The sequence below is a fragment of the Sphingomonas sp. LY54 genome (genome assembly GCF_035594035.1).
Lineage (GTDB): Bacteria > Pseudomonadota > Alphaproteobacteria > Sphingomonadales > Sphingomonadaceae > Allosphingosinicella.
This window is the reverse complement of record NZ_CP141588.1, coordinates 2,511,269-2,534,358: the sequence shown is the minus strand read 5'-3', so window position 1 is coordinate 2,534,358 and position 23,090 is coordinate 2,511,269. Positions and strand designations below refer to the sequence as shown.

Here is a 23,090-nt window from a genome sequence, read left to right as displayed (position 1 = left end):
AGTCGCCCGCTTCGATCGTCTGCCTGTCCCCGTCCCAACAGTCGATCTTGGCTCCGCTTGTATCGCCCCGAAGATAGCCGTACGATCACGTCCGTCGAAAGGGAGAGCTGGCGTGGCTGATCTTTATCGTCCGTGCGCGGAAACGCTCGTCAGCAGCGTTTCGAACGCCCGCAACTTGCCACTGACTGTGCGAAAACCGGCACCTTCCCCGCGGACCGCCTGAGCGGCCTGCCGATGTACTTGGATCTGGAACATCAGGGGCCGGACCGGCTCGATGCGGAAGTGGCCGTCATCGGTGCGGGCGCAGCCGGGATCACCCTTGCCCGCCGGCTCCTAGCCGAAGGCCTTTCGGTCATCCTGCTCGAAAGCGGAGGGCTGGATTACGAGAAGAAAACCTCGGATTTGAACGCGGGCGAGAATGTCGGCGAGGATTATTACGCGCTCGAGGATTGCCGGCTTCGCTTCTTCGGCGGCACCACCGCGATCTGGGGCGGGCGCTGCGCCGAGCTGGACCCGATCGACTTCACAAGGCGGAACTGGATTCCGCATAGCGGCTGGCCGATCGATCATGCCCAGTTGCGTCCCTATTATGACGAAGCCTGGGAAGCATTCGGGTTGGCGCCCTCCGCCTACTGCTCGGACCCGCTCAAGGGGCTGCTCCCCGATTTCTCGCCCGACGAACTGGCGACCCCGCTCTGGGCGTTCGACAATGAGTTCGACCGCTTCTCTTTCCTGCGCTGCCAGGATCTGGTCGAACATGCCCGCTGCACCGTCGTCACCCATGCGACCGTCCGCGAGATCGTTGCCGAACCGTCGGGCCGGGCAATCCGCAATCTGGACGTGCGAAGCACCGGCGGACGCAGCCTCGACGTACGGGCGCGCGATTATGTGCTCGCCGCCGGCGGCATCGAGAATCCCCGCATCTTGCTGGCGTCGCGCTCGGTCCAGCGCGACGGCCTCGGCAACGACCATGACCAGGTCGGGCGCTATTTCATGGAACATCCCCATGCGCGCGGCGGGCGGATCGTCGGCGGCGCGGACTGGCACCTGCTCGACGCGTTCCAGAAGCGCCGCGTCGGCGACATGGAATTTGCGCCGCTGATCGCTCCCTCGGCCAGACTGCAGGCCGAGGAAGGGCTGCTCAACACGTCGCTGACGATCGCCGGCCGCCGCCCGACGCACGGCAGCGAGGCGCTGCTCATGCGCGCCTATCTCCATGCCAAGCACCGGCTCGCGCCGACCCAAGGCGGGCGCAAGCTCTGGCGGATGACGAAGCGCTTCACCGGGCAGATCCAGCACGTCACGGATCCGTTGCGGCCGTGGCTGTTGCACAAGGCCGGCAGGCTGGACGTCGCCCTGGTCATCCGCGGCGAGCAGGCGCCCAACCCGGACAGCCGGGTGACGCTGACGGCCGACACGGATTCGCTCGGCATGCCAAGGGTAGCGCTGGACTGGCGCACGTGCGCGCTCGACGTCGACAGCGCGGCCGGGCTCGTCGCGGCGCTGGCGCGCGAGTTGCCGCGCCTGGGCCTTGGCAGGGTCGAAGCCGCACCCTGGCTCTCCGACCCGTCGCGGCGCTGGGCGATCGACCCCTTGATCAGCACGCACCCGATCGGCGGCTACCATCATATGGGCACCACGCGCATGTCCGAGAATCCGCGCACCGGGGTCACGGACGGCGACGGACGGGTCCACGGCATCCACAATCTCTACGTCGCCGGAAGCTCGCTTTTCCCGACGGCGGGCTGGGCCAATCCCACGCTCACGATCGTCGCGCTGGCGATGCGCACTGCGGACACGATCGCGGCGCGCCAGAGAATTCCCGAGCGACTCACGACCGCCGCATCGATGACTGGCTAGCTATCCGGCGAGCACGTGGCGGGCCTGGCCGGCTGCCGGCGCGTCGCCTGCCATGAGGAAGGCGTCGACCGCGGCCGCGCATTCCCTGCCCTCGCGGATCGCCCACACGACGAGCGATTGCCCGCGGCGCATGTCGCCGCACGCGAAGATGCGCGGCGCGTCGGTGCGGTAATCGCGCGGGCTCGCCGCTACCGCCCCGCGATCGGTTAAGGTGACCCCCGCCTCGGCGACCGCGCCTTCGACGCGCGGGCCTGTGAAGCCCATCGCCAGCAGCACCAGGTCGGCCTTGATCGCGAACGGCTCGCCGTCGCGCTGGCAGCTGAGCGCCGTCACCTTGCCGCCCTCGCCGACCAGGCCGGTGGTGACGACCGCAAATTCGCGCTCCGCGCCTTCCTCCTGCGAGGAGGACGTGCGCAGCTTCATAGGCCAGTGCGGCCAGGTCAGCGCCTTGTCCTCGCCGAGCGGCGGCTGCGCCATGATCTCGAGTTGAGTGACCGAAAGCGCGCCCTGACGGTTGGCGGTGCCGATGCAGTCCGAGCCCGTGTCGCCGCCGCCGATCACGACGACATGCTTGCCGGCCGCCGAGATCGTGCCCGCAGCCGCCGCTTTTTCCTCGGTATCGCCGGCGTTGCGCCGGTTCTGCTGGGCGAGAAAATCCATCGCGAAATGGACGCCGTCGAATTCGCGTCCCGGCACGTCGAGATCGCGCGGAAGCTCGGCCCCGCCGGCAAGGACAAGCACGTCGTAATCGTCCATCAGCCGCGCGACCGAGACGTCCACCCCGACCTCCAAGTTGGGCCGGAAGATGACCCCCTCGATCTCCATCTGGTGGACGCGGCGGTCGATCAGCGCCTTGGCGAGCTTGAAGTCGGGAATGCCGTAGCGCAGCAGGCCGCCGATCCGGTCGTTCTTCTCGAACACGGTTGGCGCGTGGCCGGCGCGGGCGAGTTGCTGGGCGCAGGCGAGGCCGGCCGGGCCCGAGCCGACGATCGCGATCCGCCGTCCGGTGCCGCGCGGCGCGCTGTTCGGGCGGATCCAGCCCTCGCGCCAGCCGCGGTCGACGATCTCGCATTCGATCGATTTGATCGTCACCGGCTGGTCGGTGATGTTCAGCGTGCACGCCGCCTCGCACGGCGCCGGGCAGACGCGCCCGGTGAATTCCGGGAAATTGTTGGTAGCATGCAGCCGGTCGAGCGCCGCTTTCCAATCGTCTTGGTAGACGAGGTCGTTCCAGTCCGGGATGAGGTTATTCACAGGGCAACCCGTGTGGCAGAAGGGGATGCCGCAATCCATGCAGCGCGACGCCTGGCGGCCGACCGCCTCGGCCGCGGGCCGCTCGACGAACTCGTCCCAATGCTGCAGCCGCTCCCGGGGCGGCGCGGCGGTACGGTCGCGGCGTTCGACTTCGAGAAATCCGGTCGGCTTACCCATCAGACTTACTCCGCAGCGACGGTGAAGGAGGCCGACGCATCGGCTTCGAGATCGAGCAGGGCCCGCCGATATTCGGTGGGCATGACCTGGACGAACGCGGCGAGCGTCCGCGGCCAGTCGTCGAGCAGGGCGCGCGCTTTGGCGCTCCCCGTCGCCGCGCAATGCCGCTCGATCAGGGTGCGCAATGCATCCGCATCTTCGACTGGGCCGAGTTCGACCCCGGCGCCGTTGCACTGCGCTTCCAGCCGCCCATCGGGGTCGTGGACATAGGCAATCCCGCCCGACATGCCGGCGGCAAAATTGCGGCCAACCGCGCCGAGCACGACCACGCGCCCGCCCGTCATATACTCGCAGCCATGGTCGCCGACGCCTTCGACCACCGCCACCGCGCCCGAATTACGGACCGCGAAACGCTCGCCGGCGACGCCGTTCAGATAGGCCTCGCCGGCGATGGCGCCGTAGAGCACGGTGTTGCCGACGATGATGTTGGCGGCAGGGTCGCGGCGGGCCTGCGCGGGCTGGCGGACGACGATGCGGCCGCCCGACAGGCCCTTGCCGACATAATCGTTGGCATCGCCGGTGAGCTCCAGGGTGACGCCGCGGGCCAGGAAGGCGCCGAAGCTCTGGCCGGCGGTGCCGTGCAGGCGGACGAGGATACTGTCGTCAGCCAGGCCGGCATGGCCGTGGCGTAGCGCCACTTCGCCCGACAGCATCGCGCCGACGCTGCGATGGATGTTGCCGACCGGTCGCTCGATGACCACAGCCCCGCCCCGCGTCAGCGCCGGCTCGGCGACGGCGATCAGATCCTGGTCGAACACGGCGTCCAGGTCGTGCTGGCGGCGCTCGACATTCCGTCGCGCGGCAGACGCGTCGACGTCGGGCACATGGAGCAGGCGGCCAAGATCGATCCCCCGCGCCTTCCAATGGTCGAGCGCCGGCCTGGCGTCGAGCAGTTCGGGCCGTCCGATCATCTCGTCCAGCCGGCGCACGCCCAGCGACGCCATGATCGACCGCAATTCCTCGGCGACGAAGAAGAAATAGTTGATCACATGCTCGGGCTGGCCGGTGAAACGCGCGCGCAGCACCGGATCCTGGGTGGCGACCCCGACCGGGCAGGTGTTCAAATGGCATTTGCGCATCATGATGCAGCCGGCCGCGATCAGCGGCGCGGTGGCGAAGCCGAATTCGTCGGCGCCGAGGATAGCCGCGATGGCCACGTCGCGCCCGGTGCGCAGGCCGCCGTCGGCCTGGACCGCGATGCGGCCGCGCAGGCCGTTCAGCACCAAAGTCTGCTGGGTCTCGGCGAGGCCGATCTCCCAGGGCAGCCCGGCGTGGGTCAGCGAGGTGAGCGGCGAAGCACCGGTACCGCCCTCATAGCCCGAAATGGTGACATGGTCGGCCATCGACTTGGCGACGCCGGCGGCGACCGTGCCGACGCCGACCTCGGAGACCAGTTTCACCGAGATGCGCGCCCGGCGGTTCACGTTGCGCAGGTCGTGGATCAGCTGCGCCAGATCCTCGATCGAATAGATGTCGTGGTGCGGCGGCGGCGAGATCAGGCCGACGCCCGGCGTCGAATGGCGCACCGCGGCGATATGCGCGTCGACTTTGTGGCCGGGAAGCTGCCCTCCCTCGCCGGGCTTGGCGCCCTGCGCGACCTTGATCTGGAGGTCGTCGGCATTGACCAGATATTCGGCGGTAACGCCGAACCGGCCCGAGGCGACCTGCTTGATCGCCGAGCGCATCGAATCGCCGTTGGGCAGCGGTGCGAAGCGATCGCTTTCCTCGCCGCCCTCGCCGGTGTTCGAGCGCGCGCCGATCCGATTCATCGCCACCGCGAGCGTGGTATGCGCCTCGCGGCTGATCGAACCGAAACTCATTGCCCCGGTCGCGAAGCGCTTGACGATCGCGCTCGCCGGCTCGACCTCGCCGATCGGCACCGGCGGCCCGGCCGGTTGCAATTCGAGCAGGCCGCGGATGGTGAGCCGCCGCTTGCTCTGGTCGTTGATCGCCTCGGCGTAACGCAGATATTTCTCCGGCAGATTCCCGCGCACGGCATGCTGCAGGTCGGCGACCGTGTCTGGTGTCCAGGCATGGTCCTCACCATCGACGCGCCAGGCATAGGCGCCACCCAGATCGAGCACGTCGGCCGGGCTGCGATAGGCGCGGCGGTGGCGGCGCGCGGCCTCCTCGGCAATCTCGTCCAGCCCGACGCCCTCGATCGTGGTCGCGGTCCCGGTGAAATAGCGCTCGACGAACGGTGTCGAGAGGCCGACGGAATCGAAGATCTGGGCGCCGCAATAGGATTGGAAGGTGGAGATGCCCATCTTCGACATGACCTTGAGCATGCCCTTGCCGACCGCCTTGCGGTACCGCGCGGCGTCCTCGTCGCCATGGCCCATCGCCGCCAGCGTCTCGAACGCCAGATACGGGTTGATCGCCTCGGCGCCGTAGCCGGCGAGCACGCAGAAATGGTGGACCTCGCGCGCCTCACCGGTCTCGACGACCAGGCCGGTCTGCATGCGCAGCCCCTGCCGGATCAGATGATGGTGGACCGCCCCCGTAGCGAGCGCGGCGGGGATCGGCACGCGGTCGGGGGACGTGGCGCGATCCGACAGGATCAGCAGGTTGATGTCGGCGAGCACGGCTTCGGTCGCCTCCCAGCACAGGCGCTGGAGCGCCGCTTCCATGGCCTTGCCGGTGCCGCCCGCGGGCCAGGTCGCGTCGAGGGTGGCGGTGCGGAAGGCGCCGTCCACCGCTTCGCGGATCGATCGGATCTTCTCGAGCTCGTCGTTGGTGAGCACCGGCTGCGACACTTCGAGCCGCTTGAACGCGCCGGCATGGTGGCCGAGCAGGTTCGGGCGCGGGCCGATCATCGAGACCAAAGACATCACCATCGATTCCCGGATCGGGTCGATTGGCGGATTGGTGACTTGGGCGAAGTTCTGCTTGAAATAATCGTAGAGCAGCTTGGACCGCTCCGACAGCACGGCGATCGGCGTGTCGGTGCCCATCGATCCGATCGGATCGTCGCCCTGCTGCGCCATCGGCGCGAGGAACAACTTCAGATCCTCCTCGGTATAGCCGAAGGCCTGTTGGCATCTCCTCAGTTCCGCTGGATCTGACGGCGGGCTGGCACCGCCGTCGGCGGCGGGCAGCTCCTCCAGCTTGAACTGGGTCTCGCGCAGCCACTCGCCATATGGCTCGGCGCCGGCGAGGCTCGCCTTGATCTCCTCGTCCTCGACGATCCGGCCCTGCTCGAGGTCGATCAGCAGCATGCGGCCGGGCTGGAGCCGCCATTTGCGGACGATCTTTTCCTCTGGAATCGGCAGCACGCCGCTCTCCGACGCCATGATGATGCGGTCGTCGTCGGTGACGGTGAAGCGAGCGGGCCTGAGGCCGTTGCGGTCGAGCGTCGCGCCGATCTGGCGGCCGTCGGTGAAGGCGATCGCGGCGGGGCCGTCCCACGGCTCCATCAGGGCCGCGAAATATTCGTAGAACGCGCGCCTTTGCGGATCCATCTGGCTGTTGCCGGCCCACGCCTCGGGCACCAGCATCATCACCGCATGCGGCAGCGAATAGCCGCCGGCAACGAGCAATTCCAACGCATTGTCGAGGCTGGCCGTGTCCGACTGGCCGTGCGGGATGAGCGGCCACATCTTGGCGAGATCGGCGCCCAGCAAAGGCGATTCCATCGTCCGGCGGCGCGCGTTCATCCAGTTCACATTGCCGCGCACCGTGTTGATCTCGCCGTTGTGCGAGATGAAGCGGAACGGGTGGGCCAGCTTCCAGGACGGGAAGGTGTTGGTAGAGAAGCGCTGGTGCACCATCGCCAGCGCCGAGGCGGTCAGCGGGTTCAGCAGATCCTTGTAGAAACTGCCGACCTGGGTCGCGAGCAGCAGGCCCTTGTAGACGATCGTCCGGCTCGAGAAGCTCGGGATGTAGAAATCGACGAGGCCGGGCAAAGCGCGCTTCTCGGCCAGCTCGCCGAGCGGGTTCAGCGTCTGCTTGCGGATGACGAGCAGCTTGCGCTCGAAGGCGTCCTGATCCTTCGCCCGCGGCCCGCGAGCGACGATCGCCTGGCGAATGACCGGCATCGCCGCGACGATGGTCGGGCTCATGCCTTTGGTGTCGACCGGGACGTCGCGCCAGCCGAGCAATATCTGGCCTTCGATCTCGATGAAGCGCTCGAGCTGCGCCACCGCCGCTTCGCGCGCTTCGGCGTCGCGCGGCAGGAAGCACATCGCCACGCCATAATCGCCGGGCGGCGGAAGGGTGAGCGCATTGCCGTCGGCCCAATGGCGGAGCAGGGCGTCGGGAAGCTGGATCAGGCAGCCGGCGCCGTCTCCGATCAGCGGGTCCGCGCCCACGGCGCCGCGATGATCGAGATTGGCGAGGATCTGCAGACCGTCGCGGATGATCGCGTTCGATTTCTCGCCCTTGATATTGGCGATGAAGCCGACGCCGCACGCGTCCTTCTCGTTGCGGGGGTCGTAGAGGCCCTGCTTGTCCGGCAATCGCATGTCTGGCCTTCCTTCGTCGCGCAAAGAAAAACCCCCGTCTCCGGTGGGGAGCGGGGGCTTCCGATTTCTGGTCTGTCCTAGACCGTCATCAAGAGCCGTCTCCCCAAAGGCAGGCGGTAAAGAGAATGGTCACGTAAATTTTGGACGGGGCGCCGCTATACGCTCGTGCGTCGATGCTCAGGCTCGAATTGTGCGGCATGGCGACATCTCCGAATCCCATGATGGGATCCCATATGTCGAGTGAATAAGTTCATATCCGCGGTTCATGCAATACGAAATGCGACTTGGGATACAAATTTTGTGCAGTTGCAGCATTGACGGGTTGACACGCGTCGCTCTCCCCTGCAGCTTAAGGGGACTGAAGCATTGTAGTCGTAAGGAGCCCAACATGAGCAAAGGACAGGTCCAACCCTCGTCGCTATTGGCTCGCGGCTTCTATTTCGGCACCTGGAGCTCGTTTAGCGGCCGATACGCCTGAGGGCGTATCGGGACAGAATACCGCACTCCACCTTTTCTGAAAATTCGAGCTTAAACGCCGCTTCCCGGCCATCGGGACGTGGCGGCAGGACATGCCATGACCCACATGATTTCGGCGCCGCTAGCGGCGCTGCGAAGCGAGATCGACCGTCTCGACGACGCCATTCTCGATCTCGTCGAGCGCAGGATCGCCGTATCGGCCGACGTCGCGCGATCGAAGCCCGCCGACGGGCTGCTCAAGATCCGCCCGCGCCGTGAAGACGAAGTGATCGAGCGGCAATTGGGCCGCGCCCGCCGTGCGCCGGCCGCCCTGGTGACTCGGCTCTGGCGCGAGCTGATGGCGCATGGCCTGCAGGCCCAGGCATCGACCGAGATCGTGCTCTGCGAGGGCAATGGCCCTTCGCTCGCGCCGCTCGTGCGCGACCGCTTCGGCAGCGCCGCGCCGTTGCGCCGCGTGGCGACGCCGGCCGCGGCGCTGGAGGCCGCGCAGCAAGGCGAGGCGATCGCCGTGATCTGCGGCAGCCATGACCCGCATGGCGGCTCGGGACTGACATTGTTCGATCGGCTGCACGACACGGACGGCGGCGTCGTCGCCCACGTGCTCGGCCGCGTCGCGCCGCAAGATGCGCGCAAAGCTTGCGGCGCGCCCGCGCAATGCGTAGCTGCGGTCGAGATGGAACGGCACGATCTCCAAGGCTGGACTCCGGCCGACTGGCGGCATCGTCCGGCCGCGCAGATGCCGGTCTATCCCGACGCCGAGGTGCTGGCCCAGGTCGAGGCGGAACTCGCCGCCGCCCAGCCGCTGGTCCACGTCGCCGATATCAGCCATCTCAAGAACCGGCTCGCCGAGGTCGCGGCCGGCCGCGCCTTCCTGCTGCAGGGCGGCGACTGCGCCGAGAGCTTCGCCGAATTCGGCGCCGACAAGGTGCGCACGACCTTCAACCTGCTGCTGCAAATGTCGGCCCTGCTGCGCGCCGAGAGCGACTGCGATGTCGTCCATCTCGCCCGCATCGCCGGCCAGTTCGCCAAGCCGCGCTCGTCGCTCAGCGAGACGATCGATGGCGTCACCCTGCCCAGCTACCGCGGCGACGCGGTCAACGGCGCCGCCTTCACCCACGCCAGCCGCACGCCCGATCCCAACCGCCTGCTCGACGCGTTGCGCCAGGCGCAGGTGACGGTCGAATTGCTCGACGCTTATGCTGCCGCCGCTTATGCGGACATTCCCGAGCTGCACCGTTCGGTCGGCAGCAGCGAGGCGGCGCGCCCGGTGCACATGTTCACCAGCCACGAGGCGCTGCTGCTCAATTACGAGCAGGCATTGACCCGCTTCGACCCGGAGACCGGCCGCTGGTGGGCCCGGTCCGGCCATATGATCTGGATCGGCGACCGCACCCGTACCCTGGATGGCGCCCATGTCGAATATGCGCGCGGCGTCGCCAATCCGGTCGGCCTGAAATGCGGGCCGACGATGACGGCCGACGAGCTGCTGCGTCTGATCGACACGCTCGATCCCGAGAACGAGCCCGGCCGGCTGGTGCTGATCGGCCGCTTCGGCGCCAGCGCGGTCGCCGACCATCTGCCGGCCCTGATGCGGGCGACGCGGCGCGAGGGCCGCAACGCGATCTGGTCGGTCGACCCGATGCACGGCAACACGCGCAGTGCCGGGGCGCTCAAGACGCGCCTGCTCGGCGATATCGTCGCCGAGATCGAGACCTTCTTCGAGGTCGCCCATGCCGAGCGCGTCCATGCCGGCGGCGTCCACCTCGAGATGACCGGCGCCGACGTCACCGAATGCCTCGGCGGCAGCCTGCCTTTGGTCGAGGCCGACCTGCCGCGCCGTTACCTCACCCATTGCGATCCGCGCCTCAACCGCGCCCAGGCGATCGACGTGGCGGCGGCGATCGCCAAGGCGCTGGCCAAGCGCCAGCTCCGATCCGACGCGGCATGAGCGGCGCCGCGCTCCTCCGCGACGACGATCTGCTGGCGGCTGCGCCGTCGCCGCCACTATCCGGCGAGATCGAGGTGCCGGGCGACAAGAGCATCTCCCACCGCGCGCTAATCCTCGGCGGCCTCGCCGAGGGCGAGACCCGAATCCACGGCCTGCTCGAGGGCCAGGACGTGCTCCATACCGCCGCCGCGGTGCGCGCGTTCGGCGCCAGTGTCGAGCGGATCGAGCCCGGGACATGGCGGGTGACCGGCGCGCCCTGGCATAGCCCGGCGGCCCCGGTCGATTGCGGCAACAGCGGCACCGGCGTGCGCCTGCTGATGGGTGCCGCCGCCGGTTTCCCGCTCGAGGTCACCTTCACCGGCGACGTTTCGCTGAGCCGCCGGCCGATGGACCGCGTGCTCGATCCGCTGCGCGACATGGGCGCCGAGGTCCGCGCCGCTCCGGGCGGAACGCTGCCGATCACGATCAAGGGCGGCGCCCTTTCCGGCATCCGCTACCGCAACACTAAGGCTTCGGCCCAGATCAAGTCGGCGATCCTGCTCGCCGGCCTGCGCGCGCCGGGCAGCGTCCAGGTGAGCGAGCCCGCGCCCAGCCGCGACCATAGCGAGCGCATGCTGCGCGCCTTCGGCTGCGACGTCGAGATTGATGACGGGGGGACCGTCCGCCTCGGCCCGCGCCGCAAGCTGGTCGGTACCGAAGTCCGCATCCCCGGCGATCCGTCGTCGGCCGCCTTCCCGCTCGTCGCCGCTTTGATCACGCCCGGATCGGCCGTCACGATCCGGTCGGTGATGATCAATCCCCATCGCGCCGGCCTGTTCACGACATTGCAGGAAATGGGCGCCGATCTCCGTCTCGACAACGAACGCCTCCTCGGCGGCGAGAGCGTCGCCGACTTGAGCGCCCGCTTCGGTCCGCTCCGCGGCGTCGAGGTTCCGCCCGAGCGCGCGCCCTCGATGATCGACGAATTCCCGATCCTCGCCATCGCCGCCGCCTTCGCCCAAGGGCGGACGCGCATGCACGGCCTCGCCGAGCTGCGGGTCAAGGAGAGCGACCGGCTCGCCGCGATGATCGACGGCCTCAACGCCTGCGGCATCGACGCCTTCGCCCAGGGCGACAGCCTGGTAGTCGAGGGCCAAGGCGGGCCGCCGCCGGGCGGCGCCCGCGTCGCCGCCCATCACGATCACCGCATCGCGATGAGCTTCCTCGTGCTCGGCCTTGCCGCGCAGGCGCCGGTCGAAGTCGATTCCGCGGGCATGATCGCAACCAGCTTCCCCGGCTTTGCCAAGCTGATGCGGTCGATCGGAGGAGACGTGGGATGAGGATCGCCTATCAGGGCCTTCCTGGCGCATTCTCGCACGAGGCCTGCCTCACCTTCCTTCCCGACGACGAGCCGTTCGGACGCGCCACCTTCGCCGAGGTGATCGACGCCATCCTCCACGACGAAGCCGATCTCGGCATGCTTCCCTATGAGAATAATGCGGTCGGTCCGGTCGAGGAGGTGCAGGCTTTGCTCGCCGATTGCCCGCTTGCCATCGTCGCCCGCCACCAATTGCCGATCCGCATGCATCTGCTCGGCCTGCCGGGCACCAACCTCGCCCAGGTCACGACCGCCGTCAGCCACCCGATGGCGCTCAAGCAATGCGCCGAGACGCTCGGCCGCATGGATCTTTCGATGCAGCCGGCCAGCAATACGGCGGTCGCGGCGCAGGCCCTGTCCGATCCGAACAAGGCCGTCATCGCCTCCGAGGCCGCCGCCGAGGCGTTCGGCCTGATCATCCTCCAGCGCGACGTCCACGACCATAAGGACAATGCCACCACCTTCGTCGTGCTGGCGCGGGCGGCGGCATGAGCGTCAACAGCTTCGGACGGCTCTTTCGATACACGACCTGGGGAGAAAGCCACGGCCCGGCGATCGGCGCGGTCGTAGACGGCTGCCCGCCGGGCCTGGCCCTGAGCGAAGCCGACATCCAGCCCTGGCTCGACCGGCGCCGGCCCGGGACCACGCGCTTCACGACCCAGCGGCGCGAGCCGGACGCGGTACGCATCCTCTCCGGCACGTTCGAGGGCCGCACGACCGGGACCCCGATCAGCCTGATGATCGACAATGTCGATCAGCGCTCGAAGGATTATGCCGAGGTCGCGCAGGCTTATCGGCCGGGCCACGCCGATTACGCCTATGACGCCAAATACGGCCTGCGCGACTGGCGCGGCGGCGGACGCAGCTCGGCGCGCGAGACGGCCTCGCGGGTCGCCGCCGGCGCGGTCGCGCGGCTGGTGATCCCCGAAGTTTCGATACGGGCGTATGTGGTCGCGATTGGCGGCGATGCGATCGACCGCGGCGCGCATGACGATGCCGAGATCGATCGCAATCCCTTCTTCTGCCCCGATCCGGCTGCGGCCGCGCGCTGGGAAGGGCTGGTGGACGAAGCGCGCAAGGCCGGCTCCTCGCTCGGCGCGGTGGTCGAATGCGTCGCGACCGGCGTCCCCGCCGGCTGGGGCGCACCGCTCTACGCCAAGCTCGATGCCGAGCTCGCCGGCGCGATGATGTCGATCAACGCGGTCAAGGGCGTCGAGATCGGCGACGGCTTCGCCGCGGCGCGGCTTCGCGGCGAGGACAATGCCGATGCGATGCGGGCCGGGCCGGACGGGCAGCCTGCCTTCCTGTCCAACCATGCCGGCGGCGTCGCGGGCGGGATCGCCACCGGGCAGCCGGTCGTGGTGCGGGTCGCGTTCAAGCCGACCAGCTCGATCCTGACGCCGGTGCCGACCATCGACCGCGCCGGCACGGAGACCGAGATCAGCACCAAGGGCCGGCACGATCCCTGCGTCGGCATCCGCGGCGCGCCCGTCGTCGAGGCGATGATGGCGCTGGTTCTGGCCGACCAGAAACTGCTTCACCGGGCGCAGTGCGGATGACGACGATCCCGGTCGCGCTCGGCGAGCGCAGCTACGAGGTCCGGATCGAGGAGGGTGCGCTGGAGCGCGCCGCCGACCATCTTGCCCCGTTCGCGCGCGACGGACGGCTCGTGGTGGTCACCGACGAGAATGTCTGGGCGGCCCAGGGCGAACGCCTTCGGCGTGGCCTCGGCGCGATCCAGGCCGTTCCGATCGTCCTACCGCCCGGCGAGGGTAGCAAGAGCTGGGCAACCCTCGCCGGCCTTATCGACCGCCTGCTCGAGGCGCGGCTGGAGCGCAGCGACCATCTCGTCGCATTCGGCGGCGGAGTGATCGGCGACCTTGCCGGCTTCGCCGCTGCAATCCTCAACCGCGGCATCGCCTTCGTCCAAATCCCGACCAGCCTGCTCGCCCAGGTCGACAGCTCGGTCGGCGGCAAGACCGGCATCAACGTGCCCGCCGGCAAGAATTTGGTCGGCGCGTTCCACCAGCCCTCGCTGGTGCTGATCGATCCGCTGGTGCTCGACACGCTCGATCCGCGCCAAATTCGCGCCGGCTATGCCGAGATCGTCAAATATGCGCTGATCGAGGACGCCCCCTTCTTCGACTGGCTGGACGCCAATGGGTCGGCTTTGCTCGCGGGCGATGCCGAGGCCCGGCGCCATGCGATTGCCACCAGCGTCGCCGGCAAGGCCGGGATCGTCGCCCGCGACGAGCGCGAGACCGCGGGCGTGCGCGCCTTGCTCAACCTCGGCCACACGTTCGGCCACGCGCTCGAGGCGGAGGCGGGCTTCTCCGATCGGCTCCTTCACGGCGAGGCCGTCGCCGCCGGCATGGCGCTGGCCTTCGCCTTCTCGGCCGAACGAGGCCTCTGTAAAGATGCCGATGCCGAACGCGTGCGCGCCCACCTTGCAACCGTGGGCCTGCCAACCGGATTGCGCGAAGCCGGCATCTCCGCGACCGGGCAGCGGCTGGCCGACCATATGATGCTCGACAAGAAGAAGGAGGGCGGCCGCATCCCCTTCATCCTGGCCCGCGGCATCGGCCAGGCGTTCGTCGATCGCGAAGTCGCGCTCGCCGACGTCGCCGCCTTCCTCGACCGGCAGGGCTGAATCATGGGCACGCCTTATGCCGAGGTGATCGGCGACCCGATCGCCCAGTCCAAGTCTCCCTTGATCTACAAGCACTGGCTGGAGGCGACGGGCGCGTCCGGGGATTATCGCGCCGTCCGCGTCACCCCGGCCGAGCTTTCCGCTTATTTCTCCACGCGGCGGGCCGATCCCGACTGGCGCGGCTGCAACGTCACCATGCCGCTCAAGCATGACGTGATCTCATTTCTCGACCACGTCGATCCGGGCGCAGACGCAATCGGCGCGGTCAATTGCATCGTGAAGGGTTCGGACGGCCTTGGCGGCCGTAACACCGACGTCGAGGGAATCGCCGCGGCGCTGGCGGGCATAGAGCTGGCCGGCGCCAAGGTGGCAGTGATCGGCGCCGGCGGTGCCGCCCGCGCCGCGCTCCACTACCTGCGCAGCCAAGGCGTCGGCTTGATCGCGCTCGCCGTGCGCGATCCGCTAAAGGCGGCCGGCTTTCGCTGCGCCGACAGCCTGACCCGCGTCGAAATCTCGCCGCTCGGCCGCGCCCACGGCGCGTTCCAGGACGCGCGCCTGATCGTCAATGCCAGCCCGCTCGGCATGGCGGGAAAGGATCCGATGCCGCGCGAGCTGCTCGACGCCGTCGCCGCCCACGCTCCTGGCGCGGCTCTGTTCGACATGGTCTACAAGCCGCTCGACACCGAGTTCCTCGCCGCAGGGCGGGCCAGTGGCGGCGCGACGATCGACGGCCTGACGATGCTGATCGGCCAGGCCCGCGCCGCCTTCACGGCCTACTTCGGGCAGCCCGCGCCACGCGACGATAGCCGGCTACGCGCCCTGCTTAGCGCATAAAGCCCGGGTTCATGCCGCAACCCCGACAATGCAGTTGACAGGATCCCAATCCTCCAGTCTGATGGTGATGATGACGCACATTCTTCCTGCCGCCCGCGAGGCCTCTGCGCTCCGCCGTGCCGGCTCGGCTGCGTCCTATCTCTATTATTGCACCGCCCGGGCGGACACGGACTGACGCGCGCCAAAAGCACGCCGATCTTCGAGCCCCGCCCGGTCCTCCAGGCGGGGTTTTTTCTTATGCCAAGAAGGAACTCCCAACATGCAAGAACAAGCCCCCAAGCACGGCGCCCTCGCCTCCCCCGTCCCGCCGCCCGGCGCGGCCGCGGACTGGACCGTGCCGCAAAACTGGGAGGATTTCAGCGCCGAGGACCACCGCGTCTGGGATGTGCTGTTCGCGCGCCAGCAGAAGCTGCTTCCCGGCCGCGCGGTCGAGGCGTTCGGCCAGAGCCTTGACGTGTTGCGCCTGTCGCGGCCCGGCGTCCCCAATTTCGAGGAGCTTAACGAAAGACTCCACGCTCGCACCGGCTGGACCGTGGTCGCCGTGCCCGGCCTCGTCCCCGACGACGTCTTCTTCCAGCATCTGAGCGAGCGCCGCTTCCCGGCCGGCAACTTCATCCGCACCGCCGAGCAGCTCGATTACCTCGAGGAGCCGGACGTGTTCCACGACGTGTTCGGCCATGTCCCTCTGCTCGCCGAGAGCGAATTCGCTGACTTCATGCAGGCGCTCGGCCATCTCGGCCTCGAAGCGCTGGACCAGGGCGCGCTCCACCGGCTCGCCCGCCTCTACTGGTACACGGTCGAATTCGGCCTCGCCCGCGAGAATGGCGATCTCAGGATCTACGGCGCCGGCATCCTCTCCAGCTTCGGCGAGAGCCGCTACGCGCTCGAGAGCGAGGTCCCGAACCGGCTCGGCTTCGATCTGGAGCGGGTGCTGCGCACCACCTACAAGACCGACAGTTACCAAATGGCCTACTTCGTCATCAACCGGTTCGAAGACGTGCTGAACCTCGTCCAGCGCGGCGACCTGTCGGCGCTTTACGTCCGCCTCGATGCGCTTGCCGATCTCGACCCTGCCGCGCCCGCACCGGCGCTGGCGGCCTAAGGCGCGCCGTCCCGATTTGGGACGGCGAAACCTTGGAAAACCGACCTGTAGAGGAGTATGGAATCGGGCCGGGCCAGTGCTCGCCCCGATTATCCCGCACAACCGACTTTCAGGGAGGTTCTCGATGCGTGATCTTCAACCTGCAGAATTGGCATTCGTCTACGGCGCCGGCGGCAAGAGCCGCAGCTGCAAGCCCAAGAAGTTCAAATGCAAGGGCGGCAGCAGAAGCGGCAGCCGCGGCAAGGGCAGCCGGAGCCGCGGTCATGGCAGCGGCAGCGGCAGCAGAGGCTGCTGAGCCCGGCCGCGCAGTAAAGCGCAGCTGACCTCGCGCGCGCGGCGTGCCCCTGGCGGCCGCCGCGTGCGCCGTGTCGGCTCCACCTATTCATTCGGGCAGCAGGGGGCAGCGTGCCGGACGGAACCGATCGGGGCGAAGCGGCGCCGAACGCCGAGATTTCGTGGCTGCTGGGCCAGCCGCACCTTTCCGACTATCTCGGTTTCGTGCGCCACAAGGTGGTCGGCGGCCGGACGATGGATGCGGGCACGCTCGCCAATGAATGGCGCGCGGCCAACGACATCTATTACGAGCTCGAGCAGAGCGAGGCGGGCATTGCCGACGCGGCCGAATGCCTGCCGCTGCATCCGCGCCTCGAGCCGCTCGCGCAGGCGCTGAAGGCGAACTCTTATTACCGGACGACCTTCGACACGCTGCCGACGACGATCGCGATGGTCGAACTCGACAAATTGATCGTGTCGCAGACCCATATCGCCAACCGCTTCTCGGAGGCGCGCGCGCGGCTGCTCGGCGCCCAGCCCGACCCCGAGACCCTGTTCCATTTCTGCCTGCCGCTGGAGCGCGACAATCCGGAGGTGCGCATCCAGCGCCTCGCGTCCGACCGCTACCTCTTCTCCTCGCCCTCGACCGACCTGCGCGCCCACGAGCCGACTTTGCTGGGGCAGGACCAGATCGCCAACATCGCGAGCTTCGGCCCGATCGCCGGAGTGATCGGGCTGATCGTCGGCTTCGGCTCCAATTTCCTGACCGCGATCCGCAGCGACAACCGGCTCGTGCTCCACAACGGCTATCACCGCGCTTATGCGCTGCGCGCGCTCGGCATCACCCACGCGCCCTGCATCGTCGAGACGGTGACGCGGAAGGACGAATTGCGCCTCGCCGCCAGCGAGACCGTGTCCGAGGATCCGGAATTCTATTTCCGCGCCGCGCGGCCGCCCCTGCTCCAGGACTTCTTCGACATGCGGCTCGCCAAGCGGCTCCAGGTGCGGCCGATGGAGACCGCGGTCGAGGTTGAGTTCAAGATGCGCAGCTGGACGACGACCGACTGGTCAGAATGACCCGACCGCCCCGATCGAGCGGCCGGGACGCGGCACATGCTCGAGCCGGCCCTGGTCCAGCCGCAGCACGATGTCGGCCCGCGCCACCAAGGCCGGGCGGTGGGCGACCACGACGCGCGTGATCGGCAGCCGCGCTATCATGTCAGCGATCGCATTTTCATTGTCCTCGTCGAGATTGGCGGTGCCCTCGTCCAGGAACAAAGCGTCGGGATCGCGATAGAGCGCGCGGGCCAGCATGATCCGCTGCCGCTGCCCGCCCGACAATGCCGCGCCCATGTCGCCGATCAGGCTCTGATAGGCCATCGGCATCTTGACGATATCGTCGTGAATGCGGGCAAAGCGCGCCGCCGCCTCGACCTTCTCCGGGTCCGGCCGCGGATCGAAGAAGGCGATATTGTCGGCGAGCGTCCCGGTCAGCAATTGATCGTCCTGCAGCACCGCGCCGATCCGGCCGCGCCAGGTGGAATGGGTGGCGGGACCGAGCGGCACGCCGTCGACCAAGATCTGCCCGGATGTGGGCGCGAGCAGGCCGAGCAGCAGCCGCATCATCGTCGTCTTGCCCGCGCCCGAAGGGCCGGTGATCGCGACGAAGCTGCCCTTGGGAATGTCGAGCTGCAGATTCTCGAAGATCGGCGGGTCGGCCGGGCTGTAGGCAAAGCCCAGCCCCTCGGCCGTGATCGCGGGCGGCGGCAGCAGCGCCTTGCGCGGCATCGGCCGCACTTCCTCGCGCCGCTCGGTGACGATGTCCGACAGCCGGTCGAGATGGACGCCGATCAGCCGCCATTTCTGCCATTGGTCGACCAAAGCCACTGCGCTCGTCATGAAGCTCGTCCGATAGGCGATGAAGGCGAGCAGGAGGCCGATGGTCAGCTCCTGCTCCATCACCTGCAGCGCGCCCAAATAGACGACCAGCAGGAATTGCAGCCCGAACAGGAGCTGCTCGCCGAGGTCGAGGCGGATGTCGTAGATGCGGGCGCGGTAATTGGCCGAAACGACGTCGGCATAAAGATTGCGCCAGCCATTCTCGCGCATCGCCTCGTGGCTGTGGAGCTTGATCGCGCGCATCGCGCGCATCGACTCCATCAAATAGGTTTCCTCCTGGGCGCGAGCGACGATCTCCTCCTCGGTCCGCCGCCGCAGGCCGGGATAGAGCAAGGCGCCGTAGAGCAGGTAAGTGAGGGTCGTCACGACGACCAGCACCGCCAGCACCGGGCTGATCAGGACCATCACGATCAGGGTGGTGACCGCGAGCACGGAATCGATCAGCGCATTGACCAGCCCCTGGCTCAGCAGAGCCTGGATCGGCTGGATCGATCCGATCCGCGACAGCAGGTCGCCGACATGGCGGCGCTCGAAATAAGAAAGCGGCAGGCGCAGCAGATGCCGGACGACGTTGCCGCCGAGCTGGAAGGACAGCGACTGGCCGAGCGTCAGCACCACCCACGACCGCAAAGTGCGCGTCACAGCGTTCAACGCATAGACCGCGCCGAAGCCGACCAGCAGCAAGGTGAGCAGGCTCGCGTCGCCCTGCGCGATCCCCTCGTCGATCGTCAGCTGCAGGAAGAAGGGCATGACGAGCGCCGTCAGCTGAAGCAGCAACGACAAAGCGAGGACCTGCACCGTCGCGCTGCGAAAATTGACGAGGCGGCTCCACAGGTCGGTCAGGCGCGTGCGCGGCCGCGCCTCGACCGGCTTGAAGTCCGGCGTCGGCGCCAGCTCGAGCGCAACCCCGGTGAAATGCCGGCTGACCTCGCGCGCCGACAGGGTGCGGCGGCCGGTGGCAGGATCGAGAATGGTGAGGCGTCCGCGCCCGACCTTTTCGAGCACGACGAAATGGTTGAGGTCCCAGTGGAGGATGGCGGGGAGCTGCAATCGGTCCATTTCGTCGAGATCGAGCCGGAGCGCGCGCGGCGCCAGATCGAGGTCGGACGCGACGGCCATCAGTTCGGCCAGGGTCGCGCCCTTGATCGATGTCGGGTAGCGCTGGCGCAGGCCGGCGAGATTGACCTTGTGGCCATGCCAGGCGGCAATCATCGCGACCGACGCGAGGCCGCATTCCGCCGCTTCGGACTGGATCACCGGGCGCATCCGCGGCGCCCAGGGCCAATCGATCCCGCTCACGCGCCGAGCGCCGTCGCCACGGGCTTGAACAGAACCTCCCACAGGCTCCGCCGTTCGAGCACGAGATTGGCGGAGAGCGTCATGCCGGGCCGCAGCCGTTCGCCGCCGGCGACGCGCGGCGCCTGGTCGATCGCAACGCGAATGCGGAAGACGGGCTCGTCGACCTTGAGCGCGGAATCGATCGAGGCGGGCTCGACGGCGACCCGCGACACGGCGGTCACCCGGCCGCGCCCGGCTCCGTATTTCTGATAGGGGAAGGCATCGAACAGCAGGCGCACCTCCTGGCCAGGGCGCACGAAGCCGACCGCGCGCGAGGGCGCATAGAGCCACACCTCGAGTTGGCTGCCGCGCGGCACGATCGTCACCAGCGACGTTTCGGGGCGCGCGCGCTGGCCGACCTCGCTGGCGATGTCGCCGACTTCGCCGGCGATCGGCGCGGTGAGGACGAGGCGGTCGGTGCGGATCAGCGCCGCCCGTTCCTCGCCGAGCTCCGCGCGGCGAGTGGCGACTTCGGATCGCATGCGCTCGGCCTCGAGCCCGCGCTGGCCGATCCGCCCGTCAATCTCGCTCAGCGCGCGGCGCTGCTCGGCGATACGTTCGCTGAGACTTTCCGCCTCGGCGCGGCGAGCGAGCAAGGTCGCGCGGCTGTCCTCGACCTGGCGCTGGGTGCCGGCGCCCTCCGCGGCGAGCGCGGCGGCGCGGCGCGTGGCTGCTTCGGCGAGCGGCACTTGCGCGGCGGCGAGCGACCGCTGTCTTTCGAGCGAGGTGACGGCCGCGACGAGGCCGGAGCGCTGGGCCGCCAGCGCGCGCACCTCGGCCGAGCCGAGATTGCCGGCAAGCGCTTCCTGCCGCTCCAGTTCCTGCTGCTGGCGCGCCATTTCGGACAATTGCGCATCGATGCCGCTCTCGCCCTGGGCGAAGGCGACGGTGACGAGCGGCGTTCCCGCCTCGACATAATCGCCCTCGCGGACGTGGATCGCGCGGATTTCGCCGGAGCTGCTCGGATAGACGCGGGCGATGCCGGCATCATAGGCGACGACGCCCTTGACCGCAGCGCGCGACGCATATTGGCCGAAGATCAGGATCGCGACGAGGACGAGCGCAACGGCGAGGGTCACGCCGACATAGATGCGCGAGCCGGGCGGCGTTGCCGCGACGACCTTGCCCGCGAGGCGGTCCCTGCCCGCCTCAATCACTTCCTGCCGAAACAGCCGGCTCGTCATGTCGCGCTTGTTCCCGCCTGCACCTGCACTCCCCCATAGAGCAAAGCGTTGAAGGGACAGTTAAACTGTACGCAACCCAATGACGCCGCGCAGCGGGCCCAAGCAGAAGCTTAGCCGATACTTTACCGTGATGCGCTAGATCGGTCACCATGGACTCGACCATGCCTGATCCGGGACTCGCAACCCTCGCGCCGCTTCGCGCCGCGACCCTGCTGGCCGCGGCCGGCATCCTTGCCTCCTGCGCGCCGAGCGTGACCTTGCCCGGCCGCGCGGACGTGCAGGCGACCGGGTGGAGCGTGGCCCCGCCCGCCGACGCTGCGGCCGCCGCGATTCCGGCGAGTCTCGCAACGGGCTTCGCTTCCCCGGACCTGGAAGCGCTGGTCGCTCGCGCGCTGGCGGCCAATGCCGATCTCGGCGTCGCGGCGGCGCGCGTCGAGCAGGCCCGCGCCCAGCTCGCCATCGCCCGCGCCTCGATGTTCCCCATCGTTTCCGCTTCGGGCGGGATCGCCCGGTCCCGCTCGTCGGGCAGCGGCAACGACCCTTCCGACACGCGCGAAGCCACGGCCCAGGTCGAAGCGCAATGGGAGGTCGACCTGTTCGGCCGCTTGAAGGCGGAGCGCCGCGCCGCGCGCAGCCGCCTCCTCGGCACCGAATATGATCGCGAGGCTCTCGCTTTGGTGGTCGAAGCCGAAGTCGCCCGCGGCTGGGTCCAATATGCGGCGCTCGGCGACCGCCTCGCGTTGCTCGACCGATCGATCACCAGCGCGCGCGAGCTCGATCGCATCCTCGGCGTCCGCCTCCGCTTCGGCGAGGCCACGCGCGTCGATACCGGCCTGCAGCGGATCGAGCTGCGCCGGCTCGAGGCCGAACGCCACCGGCTCGAGGAAGCCCGCACGCGCACGCGCAACGCGCTCGCTTTGCTGCTCGGCGAGGAGGCGCCGACCCTGGTCCTGCCCGCTGCCACGCTGCAGTCGCTGGTCGTCCCCGCCTTCGCGCCGGAGCCGCCGGCCATGCTGCTGGTGCGGCGGCCGGACCTGCGCGCGGCCGAGGCCCGCATCGCCGCCGCCAATGGCGACGTGGCGGTGGCGCGCGCCGCCTTCCTGCCGCGGCTGACGCTCAGCGCAGCGGCGCTCGGCCAGGCCGCGACCGTCGGCGGACCGATCGGCACAACCCTCTCCGCCGGGGCCGATATCCTCGCGCCGATCTTCGACCGCGCGCGGCTGCAGGGCGGGTTGGATTATGCCACGGCCTCGCAGCACGAGAGCGTCGAACTCTATCGCAAGACCCTGCTCACTGCTCTGTCGGAGACCGAGGATGCGTTGGCGGGAGTCGCCCGCTCGGCGGAGCGCGAAATCCTGCTGTCCGACGCGGTCGCCGAGGCGCGCACCACGGCCCGGCTCGCGCGGCTGCAATATCTCGAAGGGGAAGCCGACCTCCAGGTCGTTCTCGACGCCGAGGGCGGTCTCGTCGATGCCGAGGATGCGCGGGCCGTGGCGTTGCAGGAGCGGCTCGAAGCCGCGATCGATCTTTACCGCGCTCTCGGCGGCGGCGCGCGCCGCTAAGCCCTCTTCGCTCTGGCGCTGCGGGCGTGCGCGCGTCATAGCGCGGCGATGACCGCGCGCTCGATCCGGACCGCCACCCCCGCCGACCTGCCCCGCCTGCACGCGTTGGTCGAAAGCGCTTATCGCGGCGACAGCGCCCGCATGGGCTGGACCCACGAGGCCGACCTGCTCGGCGGCCAGCGCACTGACGAGGCCGGCTTGGCCGAGATCCTGGCCGACCCCCGGCAGCGTATGCTCGTCGCGGTCGACGAGGGCGCGATCGTCGGCTGCGTCCAGATCAGCGACAAGGGCCATGGCACCGCCTATCTCGGCATGCTGTCGGTCGATCCGGGGCGACAGGCCGGCGGCCTCGGCAAATTGCTGATCGCGGCGGCCGAGCATGACGCGCAGGCCTTGTTCGGCGCCCGCCGGATCGAGATGACGGTGATCCGCCAGCGGCCCGAGCTGATCGCTTATTACGAACGCCGCGGCTACGCCCGCACGGGCGAAGAGCGCCCCTTCCCGCTCGACGATCCGCGCTTCGGCCTGCCGCGAACCCGCGATCTCGCCTTCGTCGTGCTGGCGCGCCACCTCGCCTGATTCTGCCGCGCAGCAAAGCTCGGTTGACGCGCCGCTGCCAACTCGCCTAGCCTTGGCCCGATGACGACGCGCT

At 68.8% G+C, this 23,090-nt stretch carries 16 protein-coding genes; 12 read left to right on the top strand and 4 right to left on the bottom strand.

Annotation, left to right across the window (positions count from 1 at the left end; genetic code table 11):
* Positions 1–234: 234 nt before the first annotated feature.
* Positions 235–1,860: a GMC family oxidoreductase gene (locus tag SH591_RS12610; protein WP_324749417.1), complete on the top strand. Its 1,626-nt coding sequence runs from the start codon at positions 235–237 to the stop codon at positions 1,858–1,860.
* On the opposite strand, the gene SH591_RS12605 is transcribed toward SH591_RS12610, so the two are convergent.
* Together SH591_RS12605 and gltB are read right to left on the bottom strand one after the other, a co-directional pair.
* Positions 1,861–3,291, bottom strand: coding sequence for a glutamate synthase subunit beta (locus tag SH591_RS12605; RefSeq protein ID WP_324749416.1), 1,431 nt, complete (start codon positions 3,289–3,291; stop codon positions 1,861–1,863).
* A 5-nt stretch (positions 3,292–3,296) separates the two neighbouring features.
* Positions 3,297–7,814, bottom strand: a complete 4,518-nt coding sequence (gltB, locus tag SH591_RS12600) for a glutamate synthase large subunit (protein WP_324749415.1) — start codon at positions 7,812–7,814, stop codon at positions 3,297–3,299.
* A gap of 574 nt (positions 7,815–8,388) precedes the next feature.
* On the opposite strand from gltB, the gene SH591_RS12595 reads away from it, so the two are divergent.
* From SH591_RS12595 to SH591_RS12555, 9 genes are all read left to right on the top strand, one after another.
* On the top strand, positions 8,389–10,239 hold the full coding sequence (locus SH591_RS12595) for a 3-deoxy-7-phosphoheptulonate synthase (protein WP_324749414.1): 1,851 nt from the start codon (positions 8,389–8,391) through the stop codon (positions 10,237–10,239).
* Positions 10,236–11,558, top strand: a complete 1,323-nt coding sequence (gene aroA / locus SH591_RS12590; RefSeq protein WP_324749413.1) for a 3-phosphoshikimate 1-carboxyvinyltransferase — start codon at positions 10,236–10,238, stop codon at positions 11,556–11,558. The genes SH591_RS12595 and aroA overlap by 4 nt, the downstream gene beginning before the upstream one ends.
* Complete coding sequence (locus tag SH591_RS12585) at positions 11,555–12,088, top strand: prephenate dehydratase domain-containing protein (protein WP_324749412.1); 534 nt, start codon at positions 11,555–11,557, stop codon at positions 12,086–12,088. The genes aroA and SH591_RS12585 overlap by 4 nt, the downstream gene beginning before the upstream one ends.
* Complete coding sequence (gene aroC, locus SH591_RS12580) at positions 12,085–13,155, top strand: chorismate synthase (protein WP_324749411.1); 1,071 nt, start codon at positions 12,085–12,087, stop codon at positions 13,153–13,155. Before SH591_RS12585 ends, aroC begins: the two co-directional genes overlap by 4 nt.
* Complete coding sequence (aroB, locus tag SH591_RS12575; RefSeq protein ID WP_324749410.1) at positions 13,152–14,246, top strand: 3-dehydroquinate synthase; 1,095 nt, start codon at positions 13,152–13,154, stop codon at positions 14,244–14,246. The genes aroC and aroB overlap by 4 nt, the downstream gene beginning before the upstream one ends.
* Before the next feature lie 3 nt (positions 14,247–14,249).
* Positions 14,250–15,080, top strand: coding sequence for a shikimate dehydrogenase family protein (locus SH591_RS12570; RefSeq protein WP_324749409.1), 831 nt, complete (start codon positions 14,250–14,252; stop codon positions 15,078–15,080).
* A 259-nt stretch (positions 15,081–15,339) separates the two neighbouring features.
* Positions 15,340–16,182, top strand: a complete 843-nt coding sequence (phhA, locus tag SH591_RS12565; RefSeq protein WP_324749408.1) for a phenylalanine 4-monooxygenase — start codon at positions 15,340–15,342, stop codon at positions 16,180–16,182.
* A gap of 124 nt (positions 16,183–16,306) precedes the next feature.
* The gene (locus tag SH591_RS12560; protein ID WP_324749407.1) at positions 16,307–16,477 is read left to right on the top strand and encodes a hypothetical protein; all 171 of its coding nucleotides are present in this window, start codon (positions 16,307–16,309) and stop codon (positions 16,475–16,477) included.
* Between the two features lie 110 nt (positions 16,478–16,587).
* Positions 16,588–17,532, top strand: a complete 945-nt coding sequence (locus tag SH591_RS12555; protein ID WP_324749406.1) for a hypothetical protein — start codon at positions 16,588–16,590, stop codon at positions 17,530–17,532.
* Here SH591_RS12555 and SH591_RS12550 read toward each other — a convergent pair.
* Together SH591_RS12550 and SH591_RS12545 are read right to left on the bottom strand one after the other, a co-directional pair.
* Positions 17,524–19,653 carry a peptidase domain-containing ABC transporter gene (locus SH591_RS12550; RefSeq protein ID WP_324749405.1) on the bottom strand — a complete coding sequence of 710 codons (2,130 nt, stop codon included), beginning with the start codon at positions 19,651–19,653 and terminating at the stop codon, positions 17,524–17,526. The two genes, SH591_RS12555 and SH591_RS12550, sit on opposite strands and share 9 nt — an antisense overlap.
* Positions 19,650–20,876, bottom strand: coding sequence for an HlyD family secretion protein (locus SH591_RS12545; RefSeq protein ID WP_324749404.1), 1,227 nt, complete (start codon positions 20,874–20,876; stop codon positions 19,650–19,652). Before SH591_RS12545 ends, SH591_RS12550 begins: the two co-directional genes overlap by 4 nt.
* Positions 20,877–21,037: 161 nt before the next feature.
* On the opposite strand from SH591_RS12545, the gene SH591_RS12540 reads away from it, so the two are divergent.
* Complete coding sequence (locus tag SH591_RS12540; protein ID WP_324749403.1) at positions 21,038–22,438, top strand: efflux transporter outer membrane subunit; 1,401 nt, start codon at positions 21,038–21,040, stop codon at positions 22,436–22,438.
* A gap of 48 nt (positions 22,439–22,486) precedes the next feature.
* Complete coding sequence (locus SH591_RS12535; RefSeq protein ID WP_324749402.1) at positions 22,487–23,017, top strand: GNAT family N-acetyltransferase; 531 nt, start codon at positions 22,487–22,489, stop codon at positions 23,015–23,017.
* Positions 23,018–23,090 lie beyond the last annotated feature (73 nt).

What these genes read in the sequence shown, in the direction of transcription:
- SH591_RS12560 (WP_324749407.1), top strand. Translation starts at nt 16,307, where the DNA reads ATGCGTGATCTTCAACCTGCAGAATTGGCATTCGTCTACGGCGCCGGC.
- SH591_RS12570 (WP_324749409.1), top strand. Translation starts at nt 14,250, where the DNA reads ATGGGCACGCCTTATGCCGAGGTGATCGGCGACCCGATCGCCCAGTCC.
- SH591_RS12535 (WP_324749402.1), top strand. Translation starts at nt 22,487, where the DNA reads ATGACCGCGCGCTCGATCCGGACCGCCACCCCCGCCGACCTGCCCCGC.
- SH591_RS12605 (WP_324749416.1), bottom strand. Translation starts at nt 3,291, where the DNA reads ATGGGTAAGCCGACCGGATTTCTCGAAGTCGAACGCCGCGACCGTACC.
- aroB (WP_324749410.1), top strand. Translation starts at nt 13,152, where the DNA reads ATGACGACGATCCCGGTCGCGCTCGGCGAGCGCAGCTACGAGGTCCGG.
- SH591_RS12545 (WP_324749404.1), bottom strand. Translation starts at nt 20,876, where the DNA reads ATGACGAGCCGGCTGTTTCGGCAGGAAGTGATTGAGGCGGGCAGGGAC.
- phhA (WP_324749408.1), top strand. Translation starts at nt 15,340, where the DNA reads ATGCAAGAACAAGCCCCCAAGCACGGCGCCCTCGCCTCCCCCGTCCCG.
- SH591_RS12540 (WP_324749403.1), top strand. Translation starts at nt 21,038, where the DNA reads ATGCCTGATCCGGGACTCGCAACCCTCGCGCCGCTTCGCGCCGCGACC.
- SH591_RS12585 (WP_324749412.1), top strand. Translation starts at nt 11,555, where the DNA reads ATGAGGATCGCCTATCAGGGCCTTCCTGGCGCATTCTCGCACGAGGCC.
- aroA (WP_324749413.1), top strand. Translation starts at nt 10,236, where the DNA reads ATGAGCGGCGCCGCGCTCCTCCGCGACGACGATCTGCTGGCGGCTGCG.
- gltB (WP_324749415.1), bottom strand. Translation starts at nt 7,814, where the DNA reads ATGCGATTGCCGGACAAGCAGGGCCTCTACGACCCCCGCAACGAGAAG.
- aroC (WP_324749411.1), top strand. Translation starts at nt 12,085, where the DNA reads ATGAGCGTCAACAGCTTCGGACGGCTCTTTCGATACACGACCTGGGGA.
- SH591_RS12610 (WP_324749417.1), top strand. Translation starts at nt 235, where the DNA reads ATGTACTTGGATCTGGAACATCAGGGGCCGGACCGGCTCGATGCGGAA.
- SH591_RS12595 (WP_324749414.1), top strand. Translation starts at nt 8,389, where the DNA reads ATGACCCACATGATTTCGGCGCCGCTAGCGGCGCTGCGAAGCGAGATC.